A 20,681-nucleotide genomic window follows, 5' to 3' on the forward strand; every position below is an offset into this window, starting at 1 on the left:
ACGTTATACTGTTTTGTAAGAGCCGTAGCAATTGAATTGTAAGCAATAAATGGACAGCCTGTGGATAGAGTATCTCCCCTGGCGCAAATAGCGCTGACAACACTGAAGGGTGTAGGCCCTAAGATGGCGGCTAAACTGGAAAAACTGGGTCTGTTTTCTGTGCAGGACGCGCTTTTTCATTTGCCGAATCGTTATCAGGACAGGACAAGGGTTGCCGCTATTGCCAGCGTGCGTCCTGGCGAATTTGCCACTATAGTTGCCCGCGTAGTGGATACCCGGGTGCACTATGGCAAACGTCGCGCTTTATTGTGCCGGGTTGCCGATAATACCGGTACGCTTACTTTACGTTTTTTTCAGTTCAGCGCGGCGCAGCAAAAAGGGTTAACTACAGGAACCCAGCTGCATATTTATGGCGAGGTTCGGCCGGGCCCAACAGGGCCTGAAATTATTCACCCGGAATATCGCCTGCTGGATGAAGGGCCTGTGGTACTGGAAGAGACGCTGACGCCTATATATCCGGCCACTGAAGGGGTACATCAGGCGACTCTGCGCAGTATTGCCAGTCAGGCATTGAGCTATCTGAACCAGGACAGTGTGCCGGAATTATTACCCGCGTCCTTAGCCAGTGACGAAATGCCACTGGCAGAAGCTATTCGCATTTTACATAATCCACCAACTGATGCCGATCAGCAGTCACTATTGGAAGGTGTGCACCCGGCGCAGCGCAGGCTAGCCATGGAAGAGCTGCTGGCGCATCACGTTAGTATGTTGCAGGCGCGACAACAGGCCCAACAGGTGGTCGCTTATGCTATTCACCCCGAGGGCCAGTTGCGCGAACAGTTTTTACGGCGCCTGCCCTTTAGCCCCACCAACGCGCAGCGCCGGGTAGCCACTGAAATTGACGCGGATATGCAGTTGCCGCAACCTATGCTGCGTTTGGTGCAGGGCGATGTGGGTTCAGGCAAAACGGTGGTGGCTGCACTGGCTGCACTGCAGGTTATCGAAGCGGGTTATCAGGTTGCCTTAATGGCGCCTACTGAACTTCTGGCGGAACAACATGCCATGAATTTCAGGCTTTGGTTTGAGGCTTTGGGGATTCAGGTGGGCTGGTTAGCGGGCAAACAAAAGGGCAAAAGTCGGGAACAGCAGCTGGAGCATTTACGCAGTGGTCAGACGCAGTTTGTAGTGGGTACTCATGCTTTGTTTCAGGAGTCGGTACATTTTCACAATCTGGCGTTAGTGATTATTGATGAGCAGCACCGTTTTGGTGTGCATCAGCGGCTGGCGTTGCGTGAAAAGGGCGAACAACAGGGCGTACACCCCCACCAGTTGGTGATGACAGCAACGCCTATTCCGCGAACGCTGGCAATGACGGCTTATGCCGATCTGGCCACTTCCATTATTGACGAGCTGCCCCCTGGCCGCACGGCAATTACCACGGTCGCTATCCCCGACACACGTCGCGATCAGGTTATTCAGCGGGTTGACGAAGTTAGTCGGGGAGAAAACCGCCAGGCGTATTGGGTCTGCACTTTAATTGAAGAATCCGAAGCCCTGCAATGCCAGGCGGCAGAAGATACCGCAGAACAGCTACAGCTGGCCTTGCCGGAGTTACGCATTGGTTTGGTGCATGGGCGGCTGAAAAGTAAAGAGAAAGAACGCATTATGCATGAATTCAAAGCCGGTGAACTGGATTTACTGGTGGCCACTACGGTGATTGAAGTAGGGGTTGATGTGCCGAATGCGAGCCTGATGATTATTGAAAACCCGGAACGTCTGGGACTGGCCCAGTTGCATCAGCTACGTGGTCGTGTGGGGCGCGGCGCCGTTGCTTCCCATTGTGTGTTGCTGTACAAAACGCCGCTCTCTGCGCAGGCTAGTCAGCGGCTGGCAGTATTGCGCGAAAGCGACGATGGTTTTGTGATTGCAGAGCGCGATCTTGAGTTGCGCGGGCCGGGTGAATTGCTGGGAGCTCGCCAGACCGGTCTGGCGCAGATGAAGGTGGCTGACTTAGTGCGTGACGCAGGATTAATTCCGAAAATTCAGCAACTGGCCCCTGTCATTGTGCAGGACTATCCTGATCTTGGTAAGCGCCTTATGTTGCGCTGGTTACCCCAGGGCGAACGTTACGCTCAAGTGTAGCTTTTCATACGCCAGGTGTTGGGGAAAAGCCGCCCTTGCAGTACACTATGGCTTCGCACGCGGACAGTGAGCTAAAGGCTATGAAAGAGAATCCACAAGAAACCACTCATTTTGGTTATCAAACCGTTGATAAAGAAAAGAAAGTCAGCCTTGTCGGCGGCGTTTTTGATTCGGTGGCAGCGAAATACGATGTAATGAATGATGTGATGTCATTTGGCATTCATCGGCTATGGAAACGGCAAACCATTGACAGCAGCGCGGCACGAAAAGGTCAGCGTATTCTGGACCTGGCGGGTGGCACTGGTGATCTGGCCGCCAGATTTTCGCGAATTGTTGGCCCTGAAGGTCAGGTCGTATTAGCGGACATCAACGCATCTATGCTGGAAGTTGGTCGTACTAAGCTGCAGGACATGGGCATTGTAGGCAATGTTGACTATGTCCAGGCCAACGCAGAAGAACTCCCTTTCCCCGATGACCACTTTGATGTCATCACTATCGCTTTTGGCTTGCGTAATGTCACCGATAAAGACAAAGCGCTGCGCTCTATGCTGCGCGTGCTCAAACCCGGCGGGCGACTGCTGGTACTGGAATTTTCTAAACCCGAGCAGGAACTGCTGAATCAGGCGTACGATTTTTATTCATTTAATATATTGCCGCAGATGGGCGGACTTATTGCGAATGATAAAGAAAGCTACCAGTACCTGGCCGAATCAATTCGTATGCATCCTGATCAGGAAACCTTGAAAAACCTGATGCAGGCAGCTGGTTTTGAGAATGTAGACTACCAGAATATGACCGGGGGCATTGTCGCTCTGCACCGGGGGTTTAAATTCTGATGTCTTTGCAACCTGCTATTAATGCTCTGGCTGAAACGTTAGTGAATAGCGCGTTGCGTGCGGATCCCGGTAGCAAAGGCCGGTTGCAGGCGGTACAGGGTAAAACCTTCAGGCTACGCTTGCAGGAATTGCCCTGGCCAATGACATTGTCGTTCACAGAGCATGAGGTGCTGTTTCTCGGTGAAGGCTATGAAGTGATCAATGGCGAAGTGCAAACCAGCCTGAGCGTTCTTGGACAGTTAAGCGATGCCACGCAGGTCACTCAGGCTATCCAGCGGGGCGATGTTATTCTGCAGGGTGACCCGATTTTTGCACAACAGGCCAGTCAGGTTGTACTGGGCCTGAATATTGATTGGGAACAGGCTCTGGCGGACCGTTTCGGTGATGTCGCTGGTTTTTGGCTGGCGCAGGGAGTTGGCGAGCTGCAACAGCGGTTACCGGATGTACATAACTGGCGCCGCTGGTTTGCTGATGTGCTCATTGACGAAAAAAAATTGCTGCTTGGTAAAACTGAGTTTGCCATCTTTACTGATGACCTTAAGGCGCTGCAAAAGCGTGTTGAGGCGTTACACAAGGATAAGAAATAACAGTGCGTAGCCTGCGGTTTTATAGAATTCTGCGAACCCTGTTGCAGCATGGTGTGGACGAGATGATTCCGAAGCGCTGGTTGCCCTGGTATGTCCGTATAGCAAGGCGTTGCTTATTCTGGCTTAGGAATAAGCATAAAGATAAGCCACTTGGCGTCCGTTTCCGACTGGCACTCGAGGACCTGGGGCCCGTTTTTGTGAAGCTGGGACAGATGCTTTCCACGCGCCGCGACTTATTACATCCGGATATTATTGTGCAACTGGCGATGTTGCAGGATAAGGTTCCTCCGTTTCCCGGTGACCAGGCGCAGCGTATTATAGAAAAGGCTCTGAACGATAAGCCTGTCGAAGATATTTTTGTAGAGTTTCAGCAGGTACCTTTAGCTTCAGCTTCTATTGCGCAGGTGCACACGGCAAGCCTGCTTTTGCCTGATGACAGCATTAAAGAAGTGGTGGTTAAAGTTATTCGTCCGGATATTACCGCGACAATTCATGCTGATCTGGACTTAATGGAGTCTGTTGCCATGCTGGCCGCGCGTTATCTTCCAGACGGTAAACGCTTAAAGCCAGTAGAAGTTATTCGTGAATACCGCAAGACTTTGCTGGATGAGCTGAACCTGGCTCGGGAAGCAGCTAACGCTATTCAGCTACGACGTAATTTTTCTGACTCAGAAGTACTGTATATTCCTGAAGTCTATAGTGATTACACACGCAACAACGTCATGGTGATGGAGCGCATCGCGGGTATTCCGATTGGCGATGTGGAAACCCTGGCGGATGCCGGAGTAAACCTTAAGTTACTGGCGGAACGTGGTGTTGAAGTCTTCTTCACTCAGGTCTTCAGAGATAGCTTTTTTCACGCGGATATGCACCCCGGTAATATTTTTGTTGACGCATCCCGTCCCGAAGACCCGCGTTATCTGGCTATCGATTTTGGCATTGTGGGTACGTTAAACCGGGATGATAAACGTTATCTGGCGGAAAACTTCATCGCCTTTTTTAATCGCGATTATCGTAAGGTTGCTGAGTTGCATGTGGATTCCGGCTGGGTGCCTTCGCATATTAATATTGAAGACTTTGAATCGGCGATACGCACAGTATGCGAACCCATTTTTGAAAAACCGCTGAAAGAAATTTCTTTCGGTCATGTATTAATTAATCTGTTTAATACGGCACGGCGTTTTGAAATGGAAGTGCAGCCGCAACTGGTCCTGCTGCAGAAAACGTTGCTTTATGTCGAAGGTTTAGGACGTAATCTGTATCCGGACTTAGACCTCTGGAAAACGGCCAAACCTTATCTCGAGCGCTGGATGCACGAACAGGTTGGCTGGCGAGCGGTATTACGTTCCGTGAAAGAACATGCTCCTTACTGGGCGGAAAAGTTACCGCAAATGCCGTCACTGGTGTATGACACTTTGCAGCAAAGTAAAATGCAGATGAAAATACAACAGAACTATATGGAAGAACTGCTGATGCAACAACAGCAGGCTGCTGAAAGTCGTATTTGGGCTTTCGTGGCAAGCACCTTAAGTGTTTCAACCCTGGTGCTGGTATTAGTAGCAGAAGAGCCCTGGTGGGCTGCCGGAGCCGGCGCTGTAGCCTTGTTTTCATGGTTCAAAGCCTGGCGCGACAGGCCCCGACATTTTATAAAGTGAGGTAATATATGGGTATTAGTATCTGGCAGTTAGTTATTATTCTGCTCATCATTGTGCTGCTGTTTGGCAGTAAAAAAATACGCAGTCTCGGCGGCGATCTGGGTTCAGCTCTACGTGGTTTTAAGAAAGAAATGGGCGATGATGAGAAAAAAGAAGAACCTGCATCTAAAGTGCAGCATAAAGAAGATGCTGACTTCAGCAAGCAAAGCGAAGCTGAGAAACAGGAACAGGACAAACGTGACTAACTATGTTTGATATCGGCTTCTGGGAGTTATTAATTATTGCTCTGATGGGCTTGCTGGTACTTGGACCGGAACGTTTGCCCAGAGCAATACGTTCGGTGCAGCGCGGCATGGCCCGTGCGCGCCAGTTTGGAAGTCGAATGGAAGCCGAACTCAATCATGAGTTGCGAATCAAAGAGCTGCATGAAAATTTAAAAAAAATTGAAAGTGCAGACGATATTGACAATCTACCCGATGATTTGAAAAAGTCGCTGGCTGAGTTGCAACGAGCCGCTGCCAGTGTGCAGGCACCGTACGCTAAAAAAGATGCTGCGGCAGAGAAACCTTCCGAGGAAAAGAATAAGGACGCTGAGGACAAACCGAATGAATCAGGATGAAGGTTCTTTGCTCAGCCATTTAGCCGAATTACGTAATGCGTTATTGCGCAGCATTGCCGCTGTGCTGCTTATTTTTGTGGCGCTGATATATTTCGCCCGTGACATCTATCATTGGCTGGCATCGCCCCTGATGGCGCATTTGCCGGAAGGCACCAGCATGATAGCGACAGAAGTCGGAGCTCCGTTTTTTGCGCCTTTTAAGCTAACCATGGTGCTTTCCGTTGCCATTGCTGTCCCTTTTTTATTGCATCAGGTATGGCGTTTTATAGCTCCTGGGCTTTATAAAAAAGAGAAACGCCTGGTTGCCCCTTTGTTGATTAGTAGCACCCTGCTTTTTTATGGCGGCATTGCCTTTGCCTATTATGTCGTTCTGCCTTTGGCGTTTGCCTTTTTTACCAGCATGGCGCCTGAAGGTATTACTATAGCTACTGATATTTCCAGTTACCTTGATTTTGTATTGAAGATATTCTTTGCTTTTGGTATTGCCTTTGAAATACCCATTGCTATTTTATTGCTGTGTTGGAGTGGAACTACCACACCGGAGCAATTGCGGGCAAAACGAGCCTACGTCATAGTAGGGGTTTTCATAGTTGGTATGTTGCTGACTCCTCCAGATGTGATTTCGCAGACATTACTGGCTGTGCCAATGTGGCTGCTGTTTGAGCTGGGTTTATTTTTCGCTCGTTTTTACACACCAGGTAAGAAGGCTTCGAGCGAGCCGGATGAGCAAAAAACTGAGGATTGAGTATGATCAAGTATTGTTTGGCAGGCATATTGACGTTTTTATTGCCCTTATCGGCTTTGGCTGAGGGTGCTGGTTTTGAGCAGCAGTTGGTGGAGTGTAATCTTATTCAGGGGGCGGTTCAGCGTCTTGATTGTTATGACGAGCTTGCCCAACAGTTGCAGGGGGACGAAAATTCTACGGAACAAGCTGAGCAGATTGTGACGCCGATTTCTCAAAGTCGGTCAGAATTTGGACTGGAAAATCGTACTAAGAAAGAAACTGAAGATAAGATTTATATCGACATAATAGACAAGTGGCAAAACCCTCGTGGAGCCTGGCGCTTCAGAACAGCTGAAGGTCAGGAATGGCATCAAACAGAGGTACTGCGCTCTTTTGTTTTAAGCGACGATGCAGCTTATTATATTGAACGAGGCGCGCTTGGTTCTTTTCATTTGGGTTCTGATAGCAATAATAGAACCACGCGGGTGCGCCGGGCTAATTAAATGGCTGGAGTATGGGTTGATGCAGGGCTTAATATGCCTCCGCAGGAGCAGACAGAAGCCTTTAAACTGACCTTACAAAGAGCGGTTGAGCAACAGGTTACGCGTTTCGTATTGATTGCTTCTGATCTGGAAGAAGCACGACGCGCTATCGCGTTTGCTGAGCAGGATCCTCGTTGTGTGGTAACTGTGGGTATTCATCCGCACCAGGCTGCGAAAGCGCCCTCTGATTTTATTCAGCAATTAAAAGAGCTGGCTCAGCATCCTGCTGTGCGGGCTATTGGTGAATGTGGTCTGGACTACAATCGAAACTTCTCTCCACCAGATATCCAGCGCAGGGTATTCTCCGCTCAGGTAGAGGTGGCCGCAGAACTTGGGCTACCATTGTACCTGCATGAGCGAGATGCCCTGCAGGACCAGCTTGCAATACTCAAGCCAGCCCGATCTGAGCTGGTGGCGCTTTTTACCCATTGTTTTACCGGCGATAACAATGCGCTGGAAGCTTATCAGGCATTAGATTGTTATATAGGCATTACCGGCTGGCTCTGCGATGAGCGCCGTGGCCAGGATTTGGCTGGAGCGGCAGCTAATATTGATAGTCAGCGCTTGCTACTCGAGACGGATGCACCTTATTTATTGCCGCGTAATATACGGCCAAGACCTAAATCGCGGCAGAATGAGCCCGCGTATCTGCCATATATTGCTGAGCGTCTGGCCGAACTAACAGGTCACTCGCTGAGCCAGCTACAAGAGTTAACGACCACGAACGCGCAGCGCCTGTTTAGTGACTGGGGCTGATTTTTGTTTTTTAAGGATATCTGATGAGCATATACAGTGGTTTTCCGAACCGTCGTTTACGTCGCCTGCGCCGGCATGATTTCAGCCGACGTTTGGTTAGCGAACATAAATTAAGTGTCGATGATCTGATATATCCCATGTTTGTGTTACCTGGCGAAGGGCAACGTGAGCTGATCAGCTCTATGCCTGGTGTGGAACGTTTATCCATTGATTTACTGGTGAAAGAAGCTCATCTCCTGGTAGACCTGGGGATTCCTATGATTGCTATCTTTCCGGTGACGCCGGCAGCCGATAAGTCATTATTGGCGGAAGCAGCCTACGATGATGAAGGGTTGGCGCAGCGCGCTGTACGTGCCGTTAAAGCGGCCTGTCCTGAGCTGGGAATTATGACCGATGTAGCTCTGGATCCGTTCACCAGTCATGGGCAGGATGGCATTCTGGACGACAGTGGTTATGTGCAGAATGACCTCACTACCGAGATTCTGGTAAAACAGGCGTTGTCCCATGCTAAAGCTGGTGCTGATGTGGTGGCGCCTTCAGATATGATGGACGGCCGCATTGGGGCTATTCGTGAAGCCTTGGAAGCGGCGGGCTTTCAGAATACTCAGATTATGGCGTATTCGGCTAAATATGCTTCGGCCTACTATGGGCCTTTTCGCGATGCGGTGGGTTCAGCGGCCAACCTGAAAGGTGCTGATAAAAAGACCTACCAGATGGATCCCGCCAATAGCGACGAGGCTTTGCATGAAGTTGCTATGGATATTGAAGAAGGTGCAGATATGGTCATGGTCAAACCCGGCATGCCCTATCTGGACGTGGTACGCCGTGTGAAAGAAGAGTTCGGCGTGCCTACTTTTGCTTATCAGGTGAGTGGCGAATATGCCATGCATATGGCAGCTATAGAAAACGGCTGGCTGGGTGACGACACTATTTTTGAAGGGCTGCTTGCGTTTAAACGGGCCGGGGCTGATGGAATTCTAACCTATTTTGCTAAACGGGTTGCAGAACACCTGCAAGGCAACACTTAACGAGCTTTTAGTTGTAGTTGTTCGCCGTCAGGCAACTGTTCTGCTTCATCTTGCAGTAAGCTCAGCAGGAAGGGGTTGCCATCGAAAAAACCAGTAGTAGCTGACAGGGTCAGGATGCCGTTGTTAACGGCTACCTGGTAGTTAGTGATGCTACTGTCGCAGCGGCGTTGGCAGCACATGATGGCCAGACGTAGTAGGCGGGTCAGGTGGCGCATAGGCTGGCTGCTGCTTGCAAACTGTGACGATTTCTCATCGTCAATAATGCCAGCGGTAGCGGCAAGCAGCTCAATCAGCGCAGCACGGGCTGCTTGATCAAAGCCCGGTAGATCTAAATGACGCAGCATGTAAGTCGCATGGCTACTGGCCTGCTTATAAGACAGGCTGAGGCCCAGTTCATGCAAGTAGGAAGCGGCTCGTAGCAGCCGCAGGCTATGCGGCGGCATAGTCCATTGCCCTTCCAGCTGACGATAAAAATTCTCTGCCAGACTGAATACCCGTAACGACTGATCTTCATCCAGATGATAATTGGCGACCAGGCTGTGTAGTGTCCGCAACTGGACATCCTGCTGCTGTATCGGTTCCAGCATGCTATACAGAATACCTTCGCGCAGTGCTCCACTGGTCGATTGCAGGGATTTAATCGTAAGATTTCTGCACAGGGCAATGAGAATGCATAAACCGCTGACGAAGACAGCTTTGCGATTGTCGGCGAGGCCCTCTATCTGCAGCTGCTGATGGTGACCGCAGGCGATAGCCTGTTCCAAAAGCTGCTCCATCCATTGCAGTTTAAAGGTATTGTTAGCGCCTTTTGCTTCAGCTATTTCCTGCAAGGCTTTAAACGTGCCGGAAGCGCCCAGCACCAATGACCACTGCTGCCCGTTATAGGCGTCAAAGAAGGGCCGCAGAGTTTCAGTTGCGCCGTTGATAGCGGCGATTGTATTTTCGCTATTAATCGCACCATCGTTAAAATACTTGCTATACCAGGTTACGCAGCCCATATCGAGGCTGTTTAGCAGTTGCGGTGTAAAGCCGGACCCAAGCACCAGTTCAGTGCTGGCACCACCAATATCGATAACCAGCATGCGCCCTTTGAAAGCGGTGGTGTGGGCGATGCCCTGATATATAGTAGCGGCTTCTTCATCGCCACTAATGATTTGGATAGGGTGCCCGAGGGTATTTTCGGCGTGAGCCAGAAAGTCTTTGTCCTGAGCTATCTTGCGCAGTGTGGCTGTGCCAACGGCCCGTATATGGGAAGGGTCAATATCCTGCACGCGGTCAGAGAAAATGCGCAGGCAATCGATAGCTCTTTGTTTCGCGTCTTCGCTAAGTTCGCCATCATCAGTGAGACCAGCGGCAAGACGAACTTTGCGTTTGATTTTACTAACTACCTGTACGCTGCCAGCAACGACCCGGACCACCAGCATATGGAAGCTGTTGGAACCCAGGTCGATAGCAGCGTAGTAGGCTTTAGAACGCATACGTCAGCCGCTGTTCTTAGCCAGGTCTACGGTTCTGTCCCTGGCGCTTAGGTCCAGAGTGACGGCGGTTATAGTTCTTGCCGCTTTGCATACGCCGCTTTTGTGGGAAATGCGGCTTAGGTACATCTTCCAGTAAGGCTTCGGGATCATATTTAGTTACCGGTATGGGGTGCTTAATATAATCTTCGATAGCTGGCAGATTGTACACATATTCCTCACAGGCCAGGCTGATCGCCTTACCGCTCTTGCCAGCGCGACCTGTACGGCCGATGCGATGCACATAATCTTCGCAGTCGTCCGGCAGGTCAAAGTTAAATACATGACTCACCGATGGAATGTGTAAACCGCGAGCGGCCACATCAGTTGCTACCAGAATATCAATAACACCACTGGTAAAGTCTTCCAGAATTTTAAGACGCTTACGTTGTGGAACATCGCCGGTTAACAATCCGACACGGTGACGGTCTGCTTTTAGCCACTGATAGACCTTATCGCAGCCATGTTTTGTATTGGAAAAAACGATTGCCTTGTCCGGCCAATCCTCTTCAATAAGGGTCAGTAAAAGCTTAATTTTATCCGGTTTTGAGGGGTAAAAAAGCTCTTCTTCGATGCGTGCACCGGTCATTTGTTCGGGTTCAATTTCGACGCTGGTAGGCTCGTTCATATGCTCATAAGCCAGCTCTTTTACACGCAGTGAAAGTGTAGCTGAAAAGAGCATATTCAGACGGTCTGCCGGCGCTGTCATTTGCCGGAACATGTAGCGTATGTCATCGATGAAACCGAGGTCAAACATACGGTCCGCTTCGTCCAGAACAACTACGTCGATGGCATCTAATTTATATACGCCCTGCTTGCAATAATCGATAAGGCGGCCGCAGGTGCCGACGAGTACGTCAACGCCTTCAGCCAGCTGTGCACGCTGGGCTTCGTAGTTTTCACCACCATATACAACGGCCAGTTTCAAACCACATTGCTTAGCCAGTTCTTCGGCGTCATTGTGGATCTGTACGGCCAGTTCGCGGGTCGGTGCCATGACCAGAGCACGGGGTTGTTTGGATGCTGGATCCTTACGTTCCGTTGTCATCAGGTGGTTGAATATAGCCACCAGAAAAGCAATGGTTTTACCGGTCCCGGTTTGGGCTTGTCCGGCCACATCTTTACCCTGCAGGGCAAGAGGCAAACTAAGCTCTTGGATCGGAGTACAGTAGGTGAAGCCAGCTTTATCTAGGGCATCTAAAACATTGGGATGCAATCCAAGACTGGCAAACTTGGTTTCGGTTAGGTGTTTTTCGCTCATGGCGCTCAGCATATCAGGTTTGTGCTTGCAATAAAAAACAGAAATGATTAAATATGTAGTCTAACTTTAAAACGCAGCTTCCTTGCTGTGTAAAACGACCGGAGAGTACCATGAGCGACAAAATTGTTCAGCTGAGCGACGAGAGCTTTGACGCCGACGTAATTAACGCTGATCAACCAGTCCTTGTAGATTTTTGGGCTGAGTGGTGTGGACCTTGTAAGATGATTGCGCCAATTCTGGATGACATTGCCACTGAGTTTGAAGGCAAGTTGACTATTGGCAAACTGAATGTCGACCACAATAATGAAACACCGCCTAAGTATGGTATCCGTGGTATTCCTACTCTGCTGCTGTTCAAAGGCGGTGAAGTTGTGGGTACTAAAGTAGGTGCTATGTCGAAAGCGCAGTTAAGTGAATTTATTAGTGAGCATGTCTGATAAATTTGCCGGTTGAAGCGACGCGAATACTGAGAAATTTTCGGTATCCGCGTTTGCTTACGCTGAAAAACTGGACGTCTTTGAAAATAGGTGTTAATTTAAACCAATATCGTTTCTGAAGCTGCCGTTTCCTGAACTCTTGCAGCTACCCTTTAGACCAGCCTCTGCGGTCGAAAGTATTTAATATTTTAGTAAAATTCAGCACTTAGCTGCATTAGGCTTATTTACGCTTAATGCATTCACAACAACCCGTACCAACTGTAGATAACTTCTCAAGACCTACCGCTTATGAATCTGACAGAACTGAAAAACAAGCCTATCAGCGAACTCGTTGAGTTGGCCACCAGTCTGGGCCTGGATAATACCGCCCGCTTGCGTAAGCAAGACATTATATTCTCAATTTTAAAAGCCCATGCCAAAAGTGGTGAAGATATTTTTGGCGATGGCGTCCTCGAGATTTTGCAGGACGGCTTTGGCTTTTTGCGCTCCGGTGACTCTTCGTACCTTGCCGGGCCTGATGACATTTACGTGTCGCCCAGCCAGATCCGCAGGTTTAACTTGCGCACTGGCGATACGGTGGCGGGTAAAATCCGGCCGCCCAAAGACGGTGAACGTTATTTTGCCCTGCTAAAAATCCGCGAAGTAAACTTTGATAAGCCAGAAAACTCCCGTAATAAAATTCTTTTTGAAAACCTGACCCCGTTACATGCAGAAGAGCGCATGGTGATGGAGCGTGGCAACGGTTCTACTGAAGATATTACGGCGCGTATACTGGATTTAGCTTCCCCTATCGGCAAAGGGCAACGTGGTTTGGTGGTAGCACCGCCTAAAGCAGGTAAAACCCTGCTACTGCAGAACATAGCCCAGTCCATTGCAGCGAATCATCCGGATTGCGATCTTATGGTACTGCTCATTGATGAGCGTCCGGAAGAAGTGACCGAGATGAGCCGTCTGGTAAAAGGCGAAGTCATTGCTTCTACCTTTGATGAACCTGCCAGCCGTCACGTTCAGGTTGCTGAGATGGTGATTGAAAAAGCCAAACGCCTGGTTGAACACAAACGTGATGTGGTTATTCTGCTGGATTCCATTACCCGTCTTGCACGTGCCTACAACACAGTTATCCCAAGTTCAGGTAAAGTACTGACCGGTGGTGTGGATGCCAACGCACTGCATCGTCCAAAACGTTTCTTTGGTGCGGCGCGTAATGTTGAAGAGGGCGGCAGCCTGACTATCATTGCAACGGCACTGATTGATACCGGCTCAAAAATGGATGAAGTCATTTACGAAGAGTTTAAAGGCACCGGTAATATGGAGCTGCACTTAAATCGTAAAATCGCCGAGAAACGTGTATTCCCTGCTATCGACTTCAATCGTTCAGGCACCCGTCGTGAAGAGCTTTTGACCACGCCAGACGAGCTGCAGAAGATGTGGATTTTACGTAAAATCGTACATCCTATGAATGAAATTGAAGCCATGGAATTCTTAATTGACCGCTTAGTGATGACTAAGACCAATGATGAATTCTTCGAATCGATGAAGCGCCAGAAAAGCTAAGTAGTCATACTGGCGCTGCACTAGAGGCATTCAAGTCGCTATGAAGTATCAGGACCTACGTGACTTTCTGGCGCAGCTGGAAAGTCAGGGTGAGCTTAAACGTATTACCCACGAGATAGACCCTTATCTGGAAATGACAGAAATCGCCGACCGTACCCTGAAAGCGGGTGGGCCGGCGTTGTTGTTTGAGAACGTCAAAGGGCATCAGATGCCAGTACTGGCAAACCTTTTTGGTACGCCGGATCGGGTTGCCAAAGGCATGGGCCAGGAAAGTTTAAGCGCCCTGCGCGATGTGGGTAAGTTACTTGCCTACTTAAAAGAGCCTGAGCCTCCCAGTGGTTTCAAAGACGCAGTGAATAAACTGCCGTTATTGAAAAAAGTTCTCAGCATGGCCCCCAAAGTCATTAAAAAAGCGCCCTGCCAGCAAGTGGTGTTAAGTGGTGATGAGGTTGACTTAGATACTATTCCTATCCAGACCTGCTGGCCTGGTGATGCCGCGCCACTGATTACCTGGGGCCTTACGGTCACTCGGGGTCCGCATAAAAAACGTCAGAATCTGGGTATTTACCGGCAGCAGAAGCTGGGCAAGAACAAACTTATTATGCGTTGGTTAAGCCATCGTGGTGGTGCTTTGGATTTTCAGGAATTCTGTAAACAGAACCCTGGCGAGCGTTTTCCTGTTTCTGTCGCTTTAGGAGCCGATCCTGCCACTATTCTGGGTGCGGTTACCCCGGTACCTGACACCTTATCCGAGTATGCCTTCGCAGGTTTATTACGGGACGGTAAAACCGAAGTGGTGAAGTCTGTGAGCAACGACTTGCAGGTACCAGCGCACGCTGAAATTATTCTGGAAGGCTACATTGAGGCCGGAGAAACGGCTCCCGAAGGGCCTTATGGCGATCACACCGGCTATTACAATGAAGTGGATGAGTTCCCGGTATTTACCGTGACTCACATCACCCATCGTAAAGAACCTATCTACCATACGACCTATACGGGACGCCCACCGGATGAACCCGCGGTGTTAGGTGTGGCTCTGAATGAAGTCTTTATTCCAATTTTGCAAAAGCAGTTTCCAGAAATTGTAGATTTTTATCTGCCGCCTGAAGGCTGTTCTTATCGTATGGCCGTAGTAACCATGAAGAAGCAGTATCCGGGCCATGCTAAACGCGTCATGATGGGGGTCTGGTCGTTTCTGCGGCAGTTTATGTACACCAAATTTGTTGTGGTCTGCGATGACGATATCGATGCCCGTGACTGGAAAGATGTGATCTGGGCGATTACCACGCGCATGGATCCGGCCAGGGACACGGTATTAGTAGAAAATACGCCTATTGATTACCTGGATTTTGCATCACCGGTTTCCGGTCTGGGTTCAAAAATGGGCATGGATGCGACGAATAAATGGCCGGGTGAAACTGACCGTGAATGGGGCGAACCCATTGTTATGAGTGAAGATGTGAAAAAGCGCGTTGATGAGCTTTGGCACGAGTTAAATATTTTAGGATAGGCGGTCTATGTCAGTATTGCGTTGTGAAGTAAAAAGCATGAAGTTAATGACACCCCAGGTGTATCGTGTGGAATTAACACCTTCTGCGCCGGTCGTGTTTTATGCCGGGCAGTATTTACAGGTTGTGATGGGTGAAAACGACAAACGACCTTTTTCTATTGCATCTATGCCCGCTGATCAGAATCGTCTCGAACTGCATATCGGTGTTGCTGAAGATAACCCGTACTCTACCGAAGTCGTTGAATTGATGCAGACCGAGGGTGAAATCAAGGTGGAAGCTCCATTAGGTAGCGCTCATTATCGTGCTGCCAGTGAGCGGGCTATGGTTTTAGTAGCCGGAGGCACCGGATTTTCCTATGTCTGGTCAATTTTACAACATCACTTGTCGAGTACCGATCCGCGCCATGTTGTGCTGTATTGGGGAGCTCGGCAGTTGAACGATCTGTACCTGCATGAACAGCTGGAGCAAATGCAGCGTATGCATGAGAACTTTAGTTATCGACCGGTACTGGAGTCGCCTCCGGCGGAATGGGAACATAGCCGAGGTCTGGTTCACCATGCTGTATTAGGTGATTTTGCTAATCTGGAAGCGCTGGATATTTATGTCGCTGGGCGCTTTGAAATGGTGCGAGTGGTCCGGGATGAATTTATTCAGCGTGGGTTACCAGAAAACCAGCTATACGGTGATGCCTTAAGTTTTATTTAAATATCAGTTCGGCTATACTGCCGCTGATCTTGCAAGCACATATGCAAATATGCCAAGGGGTGCCTGGATACAGGCTGAGATGCTAAGCGAACCCTTTTTACCTGATCCGGTTAATACTGGCGTAGGGATTGGTCATACAATTCGTAACTATATAGTCTGCCCGTAACCGGATCTCATCTTTTTTTTTAGTTAAAGACGAGATCCACCATGAAAAAATCAATTCTAAGTACAGCTATTGCAATGCTTCTGGCGCCGACACTGGCGCTTGCGGATGATGACGCGTCTATTGAGCGTATCACCGTCGTCGGTGACTTTCGTGCGCAGGGTATTGAAGATTTGCCTGGTAGTGTCAGCGTTTTAAGTGGCGAAGACATGCGTCAGCGTCAGGCTGAGCACCTCGAAGAAAGCCTCAATATGGCGCCCAATGTGAATCTGGCCGCCGGTGCCTCACGCGCTAGCTTTTTCCAGATTAGAGGTATTGGTGAGCGCAGTCAGTTTGTAGACCCCATCAGTCCTTCTGTTGGCTTAATCATTGACGGCATTAATTACAGTGGCCTGGGCGCTGCTGGTACTTTGTTTGATATCGCGCAGGTAGAAGTATTCCGTGGTCCGCAAAGTACTCGTTTCGGCGCGGATGCCATGGCTGGCATGATTTATCTGAGCAGTACACCGGTTTCAGATGCGACCAGTGGTGAGCTGGAATTGAGTATGGCGAACTACAACACTTACAGTTCAGGTCTGGCGTTTGGTGGGGCTGTTAATGAGAACCTTAGCGCCCGGGGCTCACTGCAATTACATAGCAGTGACGGCTTTATGGAAAACATCCATCTGGGCCGCAGTGATACGCAAAATCAGGATGAACTGACAGCACGGCTGAACATGCTCTGGCAGGTGTCGCAAACACTGGACATGCATTTTACCTATCATCGCTTTGATATCGACAACGGTTATGATGCTTGGTCGCTGGATCAAAACCGCGATACCCTTTCAGATGAACCTGGTCGCGATACGCTGGATAGCCATGCGGGCAGGGTACAGGCCAATTGGAGCGGACTGCAGGGCAGTGAAATACAGCTTTCGTTGAGTGCACTGACTGCAGATAGTGAGTACAGCTTTGATGAAGACTGGTCTTACGTAGGTATTGCACCGGGTTGGGAATACAGCTCTTTTGACGCCTATTTCCGCGAGCGTGACGACCTGACCGCAGAGGCGCGCTGGTTGTCAACAGAGCCTGTTAATCTTTTTGGTACAGTTACCGACTGGGTAGCAGGTGCCTACCTGCGCAGCAACGACACCGACTTAACCCGTGAGTATACTTATCTGGTTGCTCCTTTCAGCAGCGAGTATGAAACTCAGACCTGGGCTGTTTATGGTGAACTGCAACAACAGTGGACTCCTCGCCTTCATGCCAGTTACGGTCTTCGGCTGCAAGGTTATGATAATGACTATATTGATAGCCGGGGCATTGAAGCCAACCCGAGTGATACCACCTGGGGTGGTCGTGCCAGCCTGCAATATGAACTGGATAACGAACAGCAGGTGTATGTTTCAGTGGCCCGTGGTTTTAAGCAAGGTGGAGTGAATGGCGAAGCCCTGGGTCGAGCAAGTGATGACGGGCTTAGTGAGGTCAGCGAGTTTTTGGAATCACGGGCTACCTTTGCACCTGAGCTTTTAATCAGCACCGAAGCCGGTTACCGGGCGTTCTTCCCAGAACAAAGCATGGGCGTTCACTTGACTGCTTTTTACAGCTGGCGCGATGATATGCAGGTCAGCGCTTATGTGGAGCGTGATCAGCAGTTTGTTTCTTATCTGGACAACGCCTCATCAGGTATAAATTACGGTGTGGAAGCCGAGTTTGACTATCTGCCCACTGACCGTATGCGCTGGTTTGCCAGCCTGGGTTTACTGCAAACTGAATTACGTGACTTCGTGCTGGAAGACGGTGAAAACATCACCGGCCGTTCGCAGGCGCATGCACCTGCTTATCAGTTCCATGCTGGTGGCGAATTTGCGTTGCTACCAGGTTTGCAGCTGCGGGTTGAAGTGGATGGCCGCGATAGTTTCTATTTCTCTAATTCTCATGATGATAAGTCATCGGCCTATCAGTTAGTGCATGCACGACTTAACTATGAATTCGGAGACTGGTTGTTTAGCTTATGGGCGCGCAACCTGCTGAATGAAGATTATGAAACTCGTGGGTTTAGTTTCGGTAATGACCCTCGTGACGAATATGCGCCGGCGTCGTATGTGCAATACGGGGAACCGCGTCGGTTCGGTTTAACTGCACGTTATAGTTTCTAGAGGTAGGTATGCAATTTTCTGCTGAAATATCTTTATATCCATTGGCCGATGAGTATCGGCCCGTAATAAAAGACTTTGTAGAGCGCCTGGCGACCTACCCCGATCTGGTCGTCAATACCAACACTATGAGCACGCAAATATTTGGTGATTATAAGATAGTGATGGAAGTGCTCACTAAAGAACTGGAGCGGGTTTACCAGAAGGTGCCCAGTCAGGTTCTGGTATGCAAGTTCATTAATAGCGATCTCAGGCCTTAATGGCAGCGTTTCTTGATGCGCTGATGCTATCCTCTCCCTGGGAGTTGCTGGCAGTAGTTCTGGCGATTGCTTATCTGACCCTGGCAATTCGTCAGAGCCTCTGGTGCTGGCCTGCGGCAGCTATTGGAGCCGTTATATACACAGTGCTGTTTGCCGATGCCCGACTATATATGGAGAGCCTGCTACAGGCCTTTTATTTGGTTATGGCCGCATACGGTTTCTGGCAGTGGAAGCGCGGTGCTCCTGGTAAAAATGCAGAGCTTAAGGTCACCCAACTGAACTGGCGCTGGCATTTATACAGTATCATTGTGTTGAGTGTATTAAGCCTGTGCATCGTCTGGTTGCTGACCCATTACACGGATGCAGAAGAAGTTTACCTGGACACCTTTACCACTGTTTTTAGTTTTTTCGCTACCTTCCTGGTAACGAAAAAAATACTGGAAACCTGGTACTACTGGCTGGTGATAGACTCGTTTTATGTGTTTTTATTCTGGAGCAAAGGCTTTTATGCCACAGCACTCCTGTTTGCTTTGTACACAGTGATGGTCGTCATCGCATTTTGGCGCTGGCGTCAGGATATGGTGCGTAACTGATGAAAACTGATATTCATGAGTTATTGAAGCAGCTACCACTGGAAGGTGAGTGGGAAGCTAAAAAACTTAATGGTGGCGAAGTAAATAGCAGCTGGAAAATCAGTAATCAAGAGACAACGTACTTCCTGAAGGCCCAGCGCTCGGAGCAACGTAACCAGATTGACCGAAGTGCTGAGGTCAGTCTGCAGCGGCAGTTAAGCGAACTGGATTTGTGCCCTGCAATTGAATATGCCAGCGATAATTATGAGCTGGTACTTTTCGTTTGGGAGAATGCGGCGACATTAAAGCAGAGTGTTATGGATGAACGCAGTCGCATGCAAATTCTGGCCAATACACTGTGGCGGATTCACCATTGTAAGCCGAGGCTTAATAATTGGTCGTTGTATGATCGCATCAGCCATTATTGCGATAGTCTGGCGCATAATGCACCGCAACTTGCTCAAGCCTATTTAGAACAGTTACAACATTTTAGCGGGCTGGTCCGGGACTGGGATAAAGAGGGTGGCTGTTTTTGCCATAATGACTTGTCACTGGATCATATTTTGCTCAGTGAGCCCGTGAAAGTTGTCGACTGGGAATACGCCGGTTACGGACACCCCTATTTTGATATCGCTTCCTGTATTGAAATCAATGAGCTGCAACAGGCTCAGGTGCAGCTGTTATGTCACTATTACAGTCAAGCCAGCAATAGTGAGGTGACACCCGGCGAGATAGCTTCCTGGCGCGCTTTAGTGGGCATACTGAATGAGCTCTGGTATGCGCTGCAAAAAACTTAATCGAGTAAATTAAGCACCTGATTACGTTGTAAGTTAGCCTGCCCCAGCACTGCAATATTGGCCTGCGACAATATCGAGTTACGGGTACTTTCAGCAGTAGCCTGAGCATAGTCCAGGTCGCGAATGCGCGAGCGGGCAGCTTGCGTGTTCACATCCGCTGAAGTCAGGTTATTAACCGCGCTCATGAAAGCGCTTTGCTGTGCTCCAAATTCGGCGCGTGTTTTATCAACAGTCTCGCTCATTTGATCAACACTGCTGATAGCGTCCATAGCTCCCTGACTGGATGTGAGATCAATAGCATCCAGTGCATCGAGGCCGCGGGCTCTTAAGTCAGCGCCGCTAACGGTCATACGCTGTTCTTCGCCACCGCGCCCGCTACCGACCATAAAGCCGCGTTCCACTTCCTCATTCAGCAGGTTTTGCTCGCCCATCGAGGTGGTATCAATGGCGCGGTAAATACCATCCCGAAGCTCGTTTACTTCAGACTGCAAGGCCTGGCGATCATTGTCGTTTAAGATGCCATTGCCAGCCTGAATACTAAGTTCACGAATGCGTTGCAGATCATTAGTAATCTGCTGCATACCGCCTTCTGCCACCTGAAGCATCGAAATGCCATCAAAGGCGTTGCGCACAGAACGCTGGTAAGCACTGGCTTCTGAGTTCATACGCTCAATGATTTGCAATGCAGCGGCGTCATCAGCAGCGGAATTGACCCGGTTACCGGAAGCCATTTGTTCCATGCGTTTGTCCTGCGCACTCATGGTGTATTGCAGAATGCTAAGGTTGGGGGCTTTGTTAATATCCATTATTTCTCCAGTGGTCCTAGCCACATCTTAATAACTGATTATAACCTTATTTTATTAAAGTTGAACAATTTTTATAC

General features: G+C 49.4%; 21 protein-coding genes and 1 riboswitch. Of the genes, 18 read left to right on the forward strand and 3 right to left on the reverse strand.

The genetic code is table 11. The features are described 5' to 3' along the window. Positions 1-60: 60 nt before the first annotated feature. The 10 genes from recG to hemB all read left to right on the forward strand — a co-directional run bounded on the left by recG (position 61) and on the right by hemB (position 8,889). The gene (recG, locus tag CWE09_RS12660; RefSeq protein WP_126804423.1) at positions 61-2,142 is read left to right on the forward strand and encodes an ATP-dependent DNA helicase RecG; all 2,082 of its coding nucleotides are present in this window, start codon (positions 61-63) and stop codon (positions 2,140-2,142) included. An 80-nt stretch (positions 2,143-2,222) separates the two neighbouring features. Beyond that, positions 2,223-2,978 (forward strand): bifunctional demethylmenaquinone methyltransferase/2-methoxy-6-polyprenyl-1,4-benzoquinol methylase UbiE, encoded by a 756-nt coding sequence (ubiE, locus tag CWE09_RS12665; RefSeq protein ID WP_126804540.1) that lies wholly within the window; start codon positions 2,223-2,225, stop codon positions 2,976-2,978. Beyond that, complete coding sequence (locus CWE09_RS12670; protein WP_126804424.1) at positions 2,978-3,565, forward strand: ubiquinone biosynthesis accessory factor UbiJ; 588 nt, start codon at positions 2,978-2,980, stop codon at positions 3,563-3,565. The genes ubiE and CWE09_RS12670 overlap by 1 nt, the downstream gene beginning before the upstream one ends. 2 nt (positions 3,566-3,567) lie before the next feature. Next, positions 3,568-5,220, forward strand: coding sequence for a ubiquinone biosynthesis regulatory protein kinase UbiB (ubiB, locus tag CWE09_RS12675; protein WP_126804425.1), 1,653 nt, complete (start codon positions 3,568-3,570; stop codon positions 5,218-5,220). 8 nt (positions 5,221-5,228) lie between these two features. Further along, positions 5,229-5,465: a twin-arginine translocase TatA/TatE family subunit gene (gene tatA, locus CWE09_RS12680; RefSeq protein ID WP_126804426.1), complete on the forward strand. Its 237-nt coding sequence runs from the start codon at positions 5,229-5,231 to the stop codon at positions 5,463-5,465. A 2-nt stretch (positions 5,466-5,467) separates the two neighbouring features. Next, a complete protein-coding gene (tatB, locus tag CWE09_RS12685) occupies positions 5,468-5,839 on the forward strand; it encodes a Sec-independent protein translocase protein TatB (protein WP_126804427.1) in 372 nt (123 codons plus the stop codon). After that, a complete protein-coding gene (tatC, locus tag CWE09_RS12690) occupies positions 5,826-6,584 on the forward strand; it encodes a twin-arginine translocase subunit TatC (RefSeq protein ID WP_126804428.1) in 759 nt (252 codons plus the stop codon). Before tatB ends, tatC begins: the two co-directional genes overlap by 14 nt. 2 nt (positions 6,585-6,586) lie before the next feature. Continuing rightward, a complete protein-coding gene (locus tag CWE09_RS12695; RefSeq protein ID WP_126804429.1) occupies positions 6,587-7,066 on the forward strand; it encodes a hypothetical protein in 480 nt (159 codons plus the stop codon). Further along, positions 7,067-7,861 (forward strand): TatD family hydrolase, encoded by a 795-nt coding sequence (locus tag CWE09_RS12700; RefSeq protein WP_126804430.1) that lies wholly within the window; start codon positions 7,067-7,069, stop codon positions 7,859-7,861. It begins immediately after the preceding gene. A 23-nt stretch (positions 7,862-7,884) separates the two neighbouring features. Further along, a complete protein-coding gene (gene hemB / locus CWE09_RS12705) occupies positions 7,885-8,889 on the forward strand; it encodes a porphobilinogen synthase (RefSeq protein WP_126804431.1) in 1,005 nt (334 codons plus the stop codon). Here hemB and CWE09_RS12710 read toward each other — a convergent pair. Both CWE09_RS12710 and rhlB read right to left on the reverse strand, forming a co-directional pair. Further along, the gene (locus CWE09_RS12710) at positions 8,886-10,367 is read right to left on the reverse strand and encodes a Ppx/GppA phosphatase family protein (protein WP_126804432.1); all 1,482 of its coding nucleotides are present in this window, start codon (positions 10,365-10,367) and stop codon (positions 8,886-8,888) included. The genes hemB and CWE09_RS12710 overlap by 4 nt on opposite strands. Before the next feature lie 16 nt (positions 10,368-10,383). Further along, positions 10,384-11,664, reverse strand: a complete 1,281-nt coding sequence (gene rhlB / locus CWE09_RS12715) for an ATP-dependent RNA helicase RhlB (RefSeq protein ID WP_126804433.1) — start codon at positions 11,662-11,664, stop codon at positions 10,384-10,386. Positions 11,665-11,774: 110 nt separating this feature from the next. Here rhlB and trxA point away from each other — a divergent pair, with 110 nt between their 5' ends. The 8 genes from trxA to CWE09_RS12755 all read left to right on the forward strand — a co-directional run bounded on the left by trxA (position 11,775) and on the right by CWE09_RS12755 (position 19,798). After that, positions 11,775-12,101: a thioredoxin TrxA gene (gene trxA / locus CWE09_RS12720; protein ID WP_126804434.1), complete on the forward strand. Its 327-nt coding sequence runs from the start codon at positions 11,775-11,777 to the stop codon at positions 12,099-12,101. A 288-nt stretch (positions 12,102-12,389) separates the two neighbouring features. Beyond that, the gene (gene rho, locus CWE09_RS12725) at positions 12,390-13,655 is read left to right on the forward strand and encodes a transcription termination factor Rho (protein WP_126804435.1); all 1,266 of its coding nucleotides are present in this window, start codon (positions 12,390-12,392) and stop codon (positions 13,653-13,655) included. 40 nt (positions 13,656-13,695) lie between these two features. After that, positions 13,696-15,165 carry a 4-hydroxy-3-polyprenylbenzoate decarboxylase gene (ubiD, locus tag CWE09_RS12730; RefSeq protein ID WP_126804436.1) on the forward strand — a complete coding sequence of 490 codons (1,470 nt, stop codon included), beginning with the start codon at positions 13,696-13,698 and terminating at the stop codon, positions 15,163-15,165. Between the two features lie 7 nt (positions 15,166-15,172). Further along, positions 15,173-15,871 (forward strand): NAD(P)H-flavin reductase, encoded by a 699-nt coding sequence (gene fre / locus CWE09_RS12735; protein ID WP_126804437.1) that lies wholly within the window; start codon positions 15,173-15,175, stop codon positions 15,869-15,871. 45 nt (positions 15,872-15,916) lie between these two features. Next, positions 15,917-16,017, forward strand: a riboswitch (TPP riboswitch). Between the two features lie 61 nt (positions 16,018-16,078). Further along, complete coding sequence (locus CWE09_RS12740) at positions 16,079-18,172, forward strand: TonB-dependent receptor (RefSeq protein ID WP_126804438.1); 2,094 nt, start codon at positions 16,079-16,081, stop codon at positions 18,170-18,172. Positions 18,173-18,180: 8 nt separating this feature from the next. After that, entirely contained in the window at positions 18,181-18,429 is a 249-nt protein-coding gene (locus tag CWE09_RS12745; protein ID WP_126804439.1) for a YkoF family thiamine/hydroxymethylpyrimidine-binding protein, read from the forward strand. Continuing rightward, the gene (gene pnuC, locus CWE09_RS12750) at positions 18,429-19,022 is read left to right on the forward strand and encodes a nicotinamide riboside transporter PnuC (protein ID WP_126804440.1); all 594 of its coding nucleotides are present in this window, start codon (positions 18,429-18,431) and stop codon (positions 19,020-19,022) included. The genes CWE09_RS12745 and pnuC overlap by 1 nt, the downstream gene beginning before the upstream one ends. Then, complete coding sequence (locus CWE09_RS12755; RefSeq protein WP_126804441.1) at positions 19,022-19,798, forward strand: phosphotransferase; 777 nt, start codon at positions 19,022-19,024, stop codon at positions 19,796-19,798. The genes pnuC and CWE09_RS12755 overlap by 1 nt, the downstream gene beginning before the upstream one ends. On the opposite strand, the gene CWE09_RS12760 is transcribed toward CWE09_RS12755, so the two are convergent. After that, positions 19,795-20,604, reverse strand: a complete 810-nt coding sequence (locus CWE09_RS12760; protein WP_126804442.1) for a flagellin N-terminal helical domain-containing protein — start codon at positions 20,602-20,604, stop codon at positions 19,795-19,797. The two genes, CWE09_RS12755 and CWE09_RS12760, sit on opposite strands and share 4 nt — an antisense overlap. Positions 20,605-20,681: the final 77 nt, after the last annotated feature.

The organism is Aliidiomarina minuta, assembly GCF_003987145.1.
In the GTDB taxonomy this organism is placed as follows: Bacteria; Pseudomonadota; Gammaproteobacteria; order Enterobacterales; family Alteromonadaceae; genus Aliidiomarina; species Aliidiomarina minuta.

Coding starts and splice junctions, on each gene's coding strand:
- trxA (WP_126804434.1), top strand. CDS start 11,775: ATGAGCGACAAAATTGTTCAGCTGAGCGACGAGAGCTTTGACGCCGAC.
- CWE09_RS12710 (WP_126804432.1), bottom strand. CDS start 10,367: ATGCGTTCTAAAGCCTACTACGCTGCTATCGACCTGGGTTCCAACAGC.
- tatA (WP_126804426.1), top strand. CDS start 5,229: ATGGGTATTAGTATCTGGCAGTTAGTTATTATTCTGCTCATCATTGTG.
- pnuC (WP_126804440.1), top strand. CDS start 18,429: ATGGCAGCGTTTCTTGATGCGCTGATGCTATCCTCTCCCTGGGAGTTG.
- CWE09_RS12740 (WP_126804438.1), top strand. CDS start 16,079: ATGAAAAAATCAATTCTAAGTACAGCTATTGCAATGCTTCTGGCGCCG.
- rhlB (WP_126804433.1), bottom strand. CDS start 11,664: ATGAGCGAAAAACACCTAACCGAAACCAAGTTTGCCAGTCTTGGATTG.
- fre (WP_126804437.1), top strand. CDS start 15,173: ATGTCAGTATTGCGTTGTGAAGTAAAAAGCATGAAGTTAATGACACCC.
- rho (WP_126804435.1), top strand. CDS start 12,390: ATGAATCTGACAGAACTGAAAAACAAGCCTATCAGCGAACTCGTTGAG.
- CWE09_RS12695 (WP_126804429.1), top strand. CDS start 6,587: ATGATCAAGTATTGTTTGGCAGGCATATTGACGTTTTTATTGCCCTTA.
- ubiD (WP_126804436.1), top strand. CDS start 13,696: ATGAAGTATCAGGACCTACGTGACTTTCTGGCGCAGCTGGAAAGTCAG.
- CWE09_RS12745 (WP_126804439.1), top strand. CDS start 18,181: ATGCAATTTTCTGCTGAAATATCTTTATATCCATTGGCCGATGAGTAT.
- hemB (WP_126804431.1), top strand. CDS start 7,885: ATGAGCATATACAGTGGTTTTCCGAACCGTCGTTTACGTCGCCTGCGC.
- ubiE (WP_126804540.1), top strand. CDS start 2,223: ATGAAAGAGAATCCACAAGAAACCACTCATTTTGGTTATCAAACCGTT.
- CWE09_RS12755 (WP_126804441.1), top strand. CDS start 19,022: ATGAAAACTGATATTCATGAGTTATTGAAGCAGCTACCACTGGAAGGT.
- CWE09_RS12700 (WP_126804430.1), top strand. CDS start 7,067: ATGGCTGGAGTATGGGTTGATGCAGGGCTTAATATGCCTCCGCAGGAG.
- tatC (WP_126804428.1), top strand. CDS start 5,826: ATGAATCAGGATGAAGGTTCTTTGCTCAGCCATTTAGCCGAATTACGT.
- CWE09_RS12760 (WP_126804442.1), bottom strand. CDS start 20,604: ATGGATATTAACAAAGCCCCCAACCTTAGCATTCTGCAATACACCATG.
- tatB (WP_126804427.1), top strand. CDS start 5,468: ATGTTTGATATCGGCTTCTGGGAGTTATTAATTATTGCTCTGATGGGC.
- CWE09_RS12670 (WP_126804424.1), top strand. CDS start 2,978: ATGTCTTTGCAACCTGCTATTAATGCTCTGGCTGAAACGTTAGTGAAT.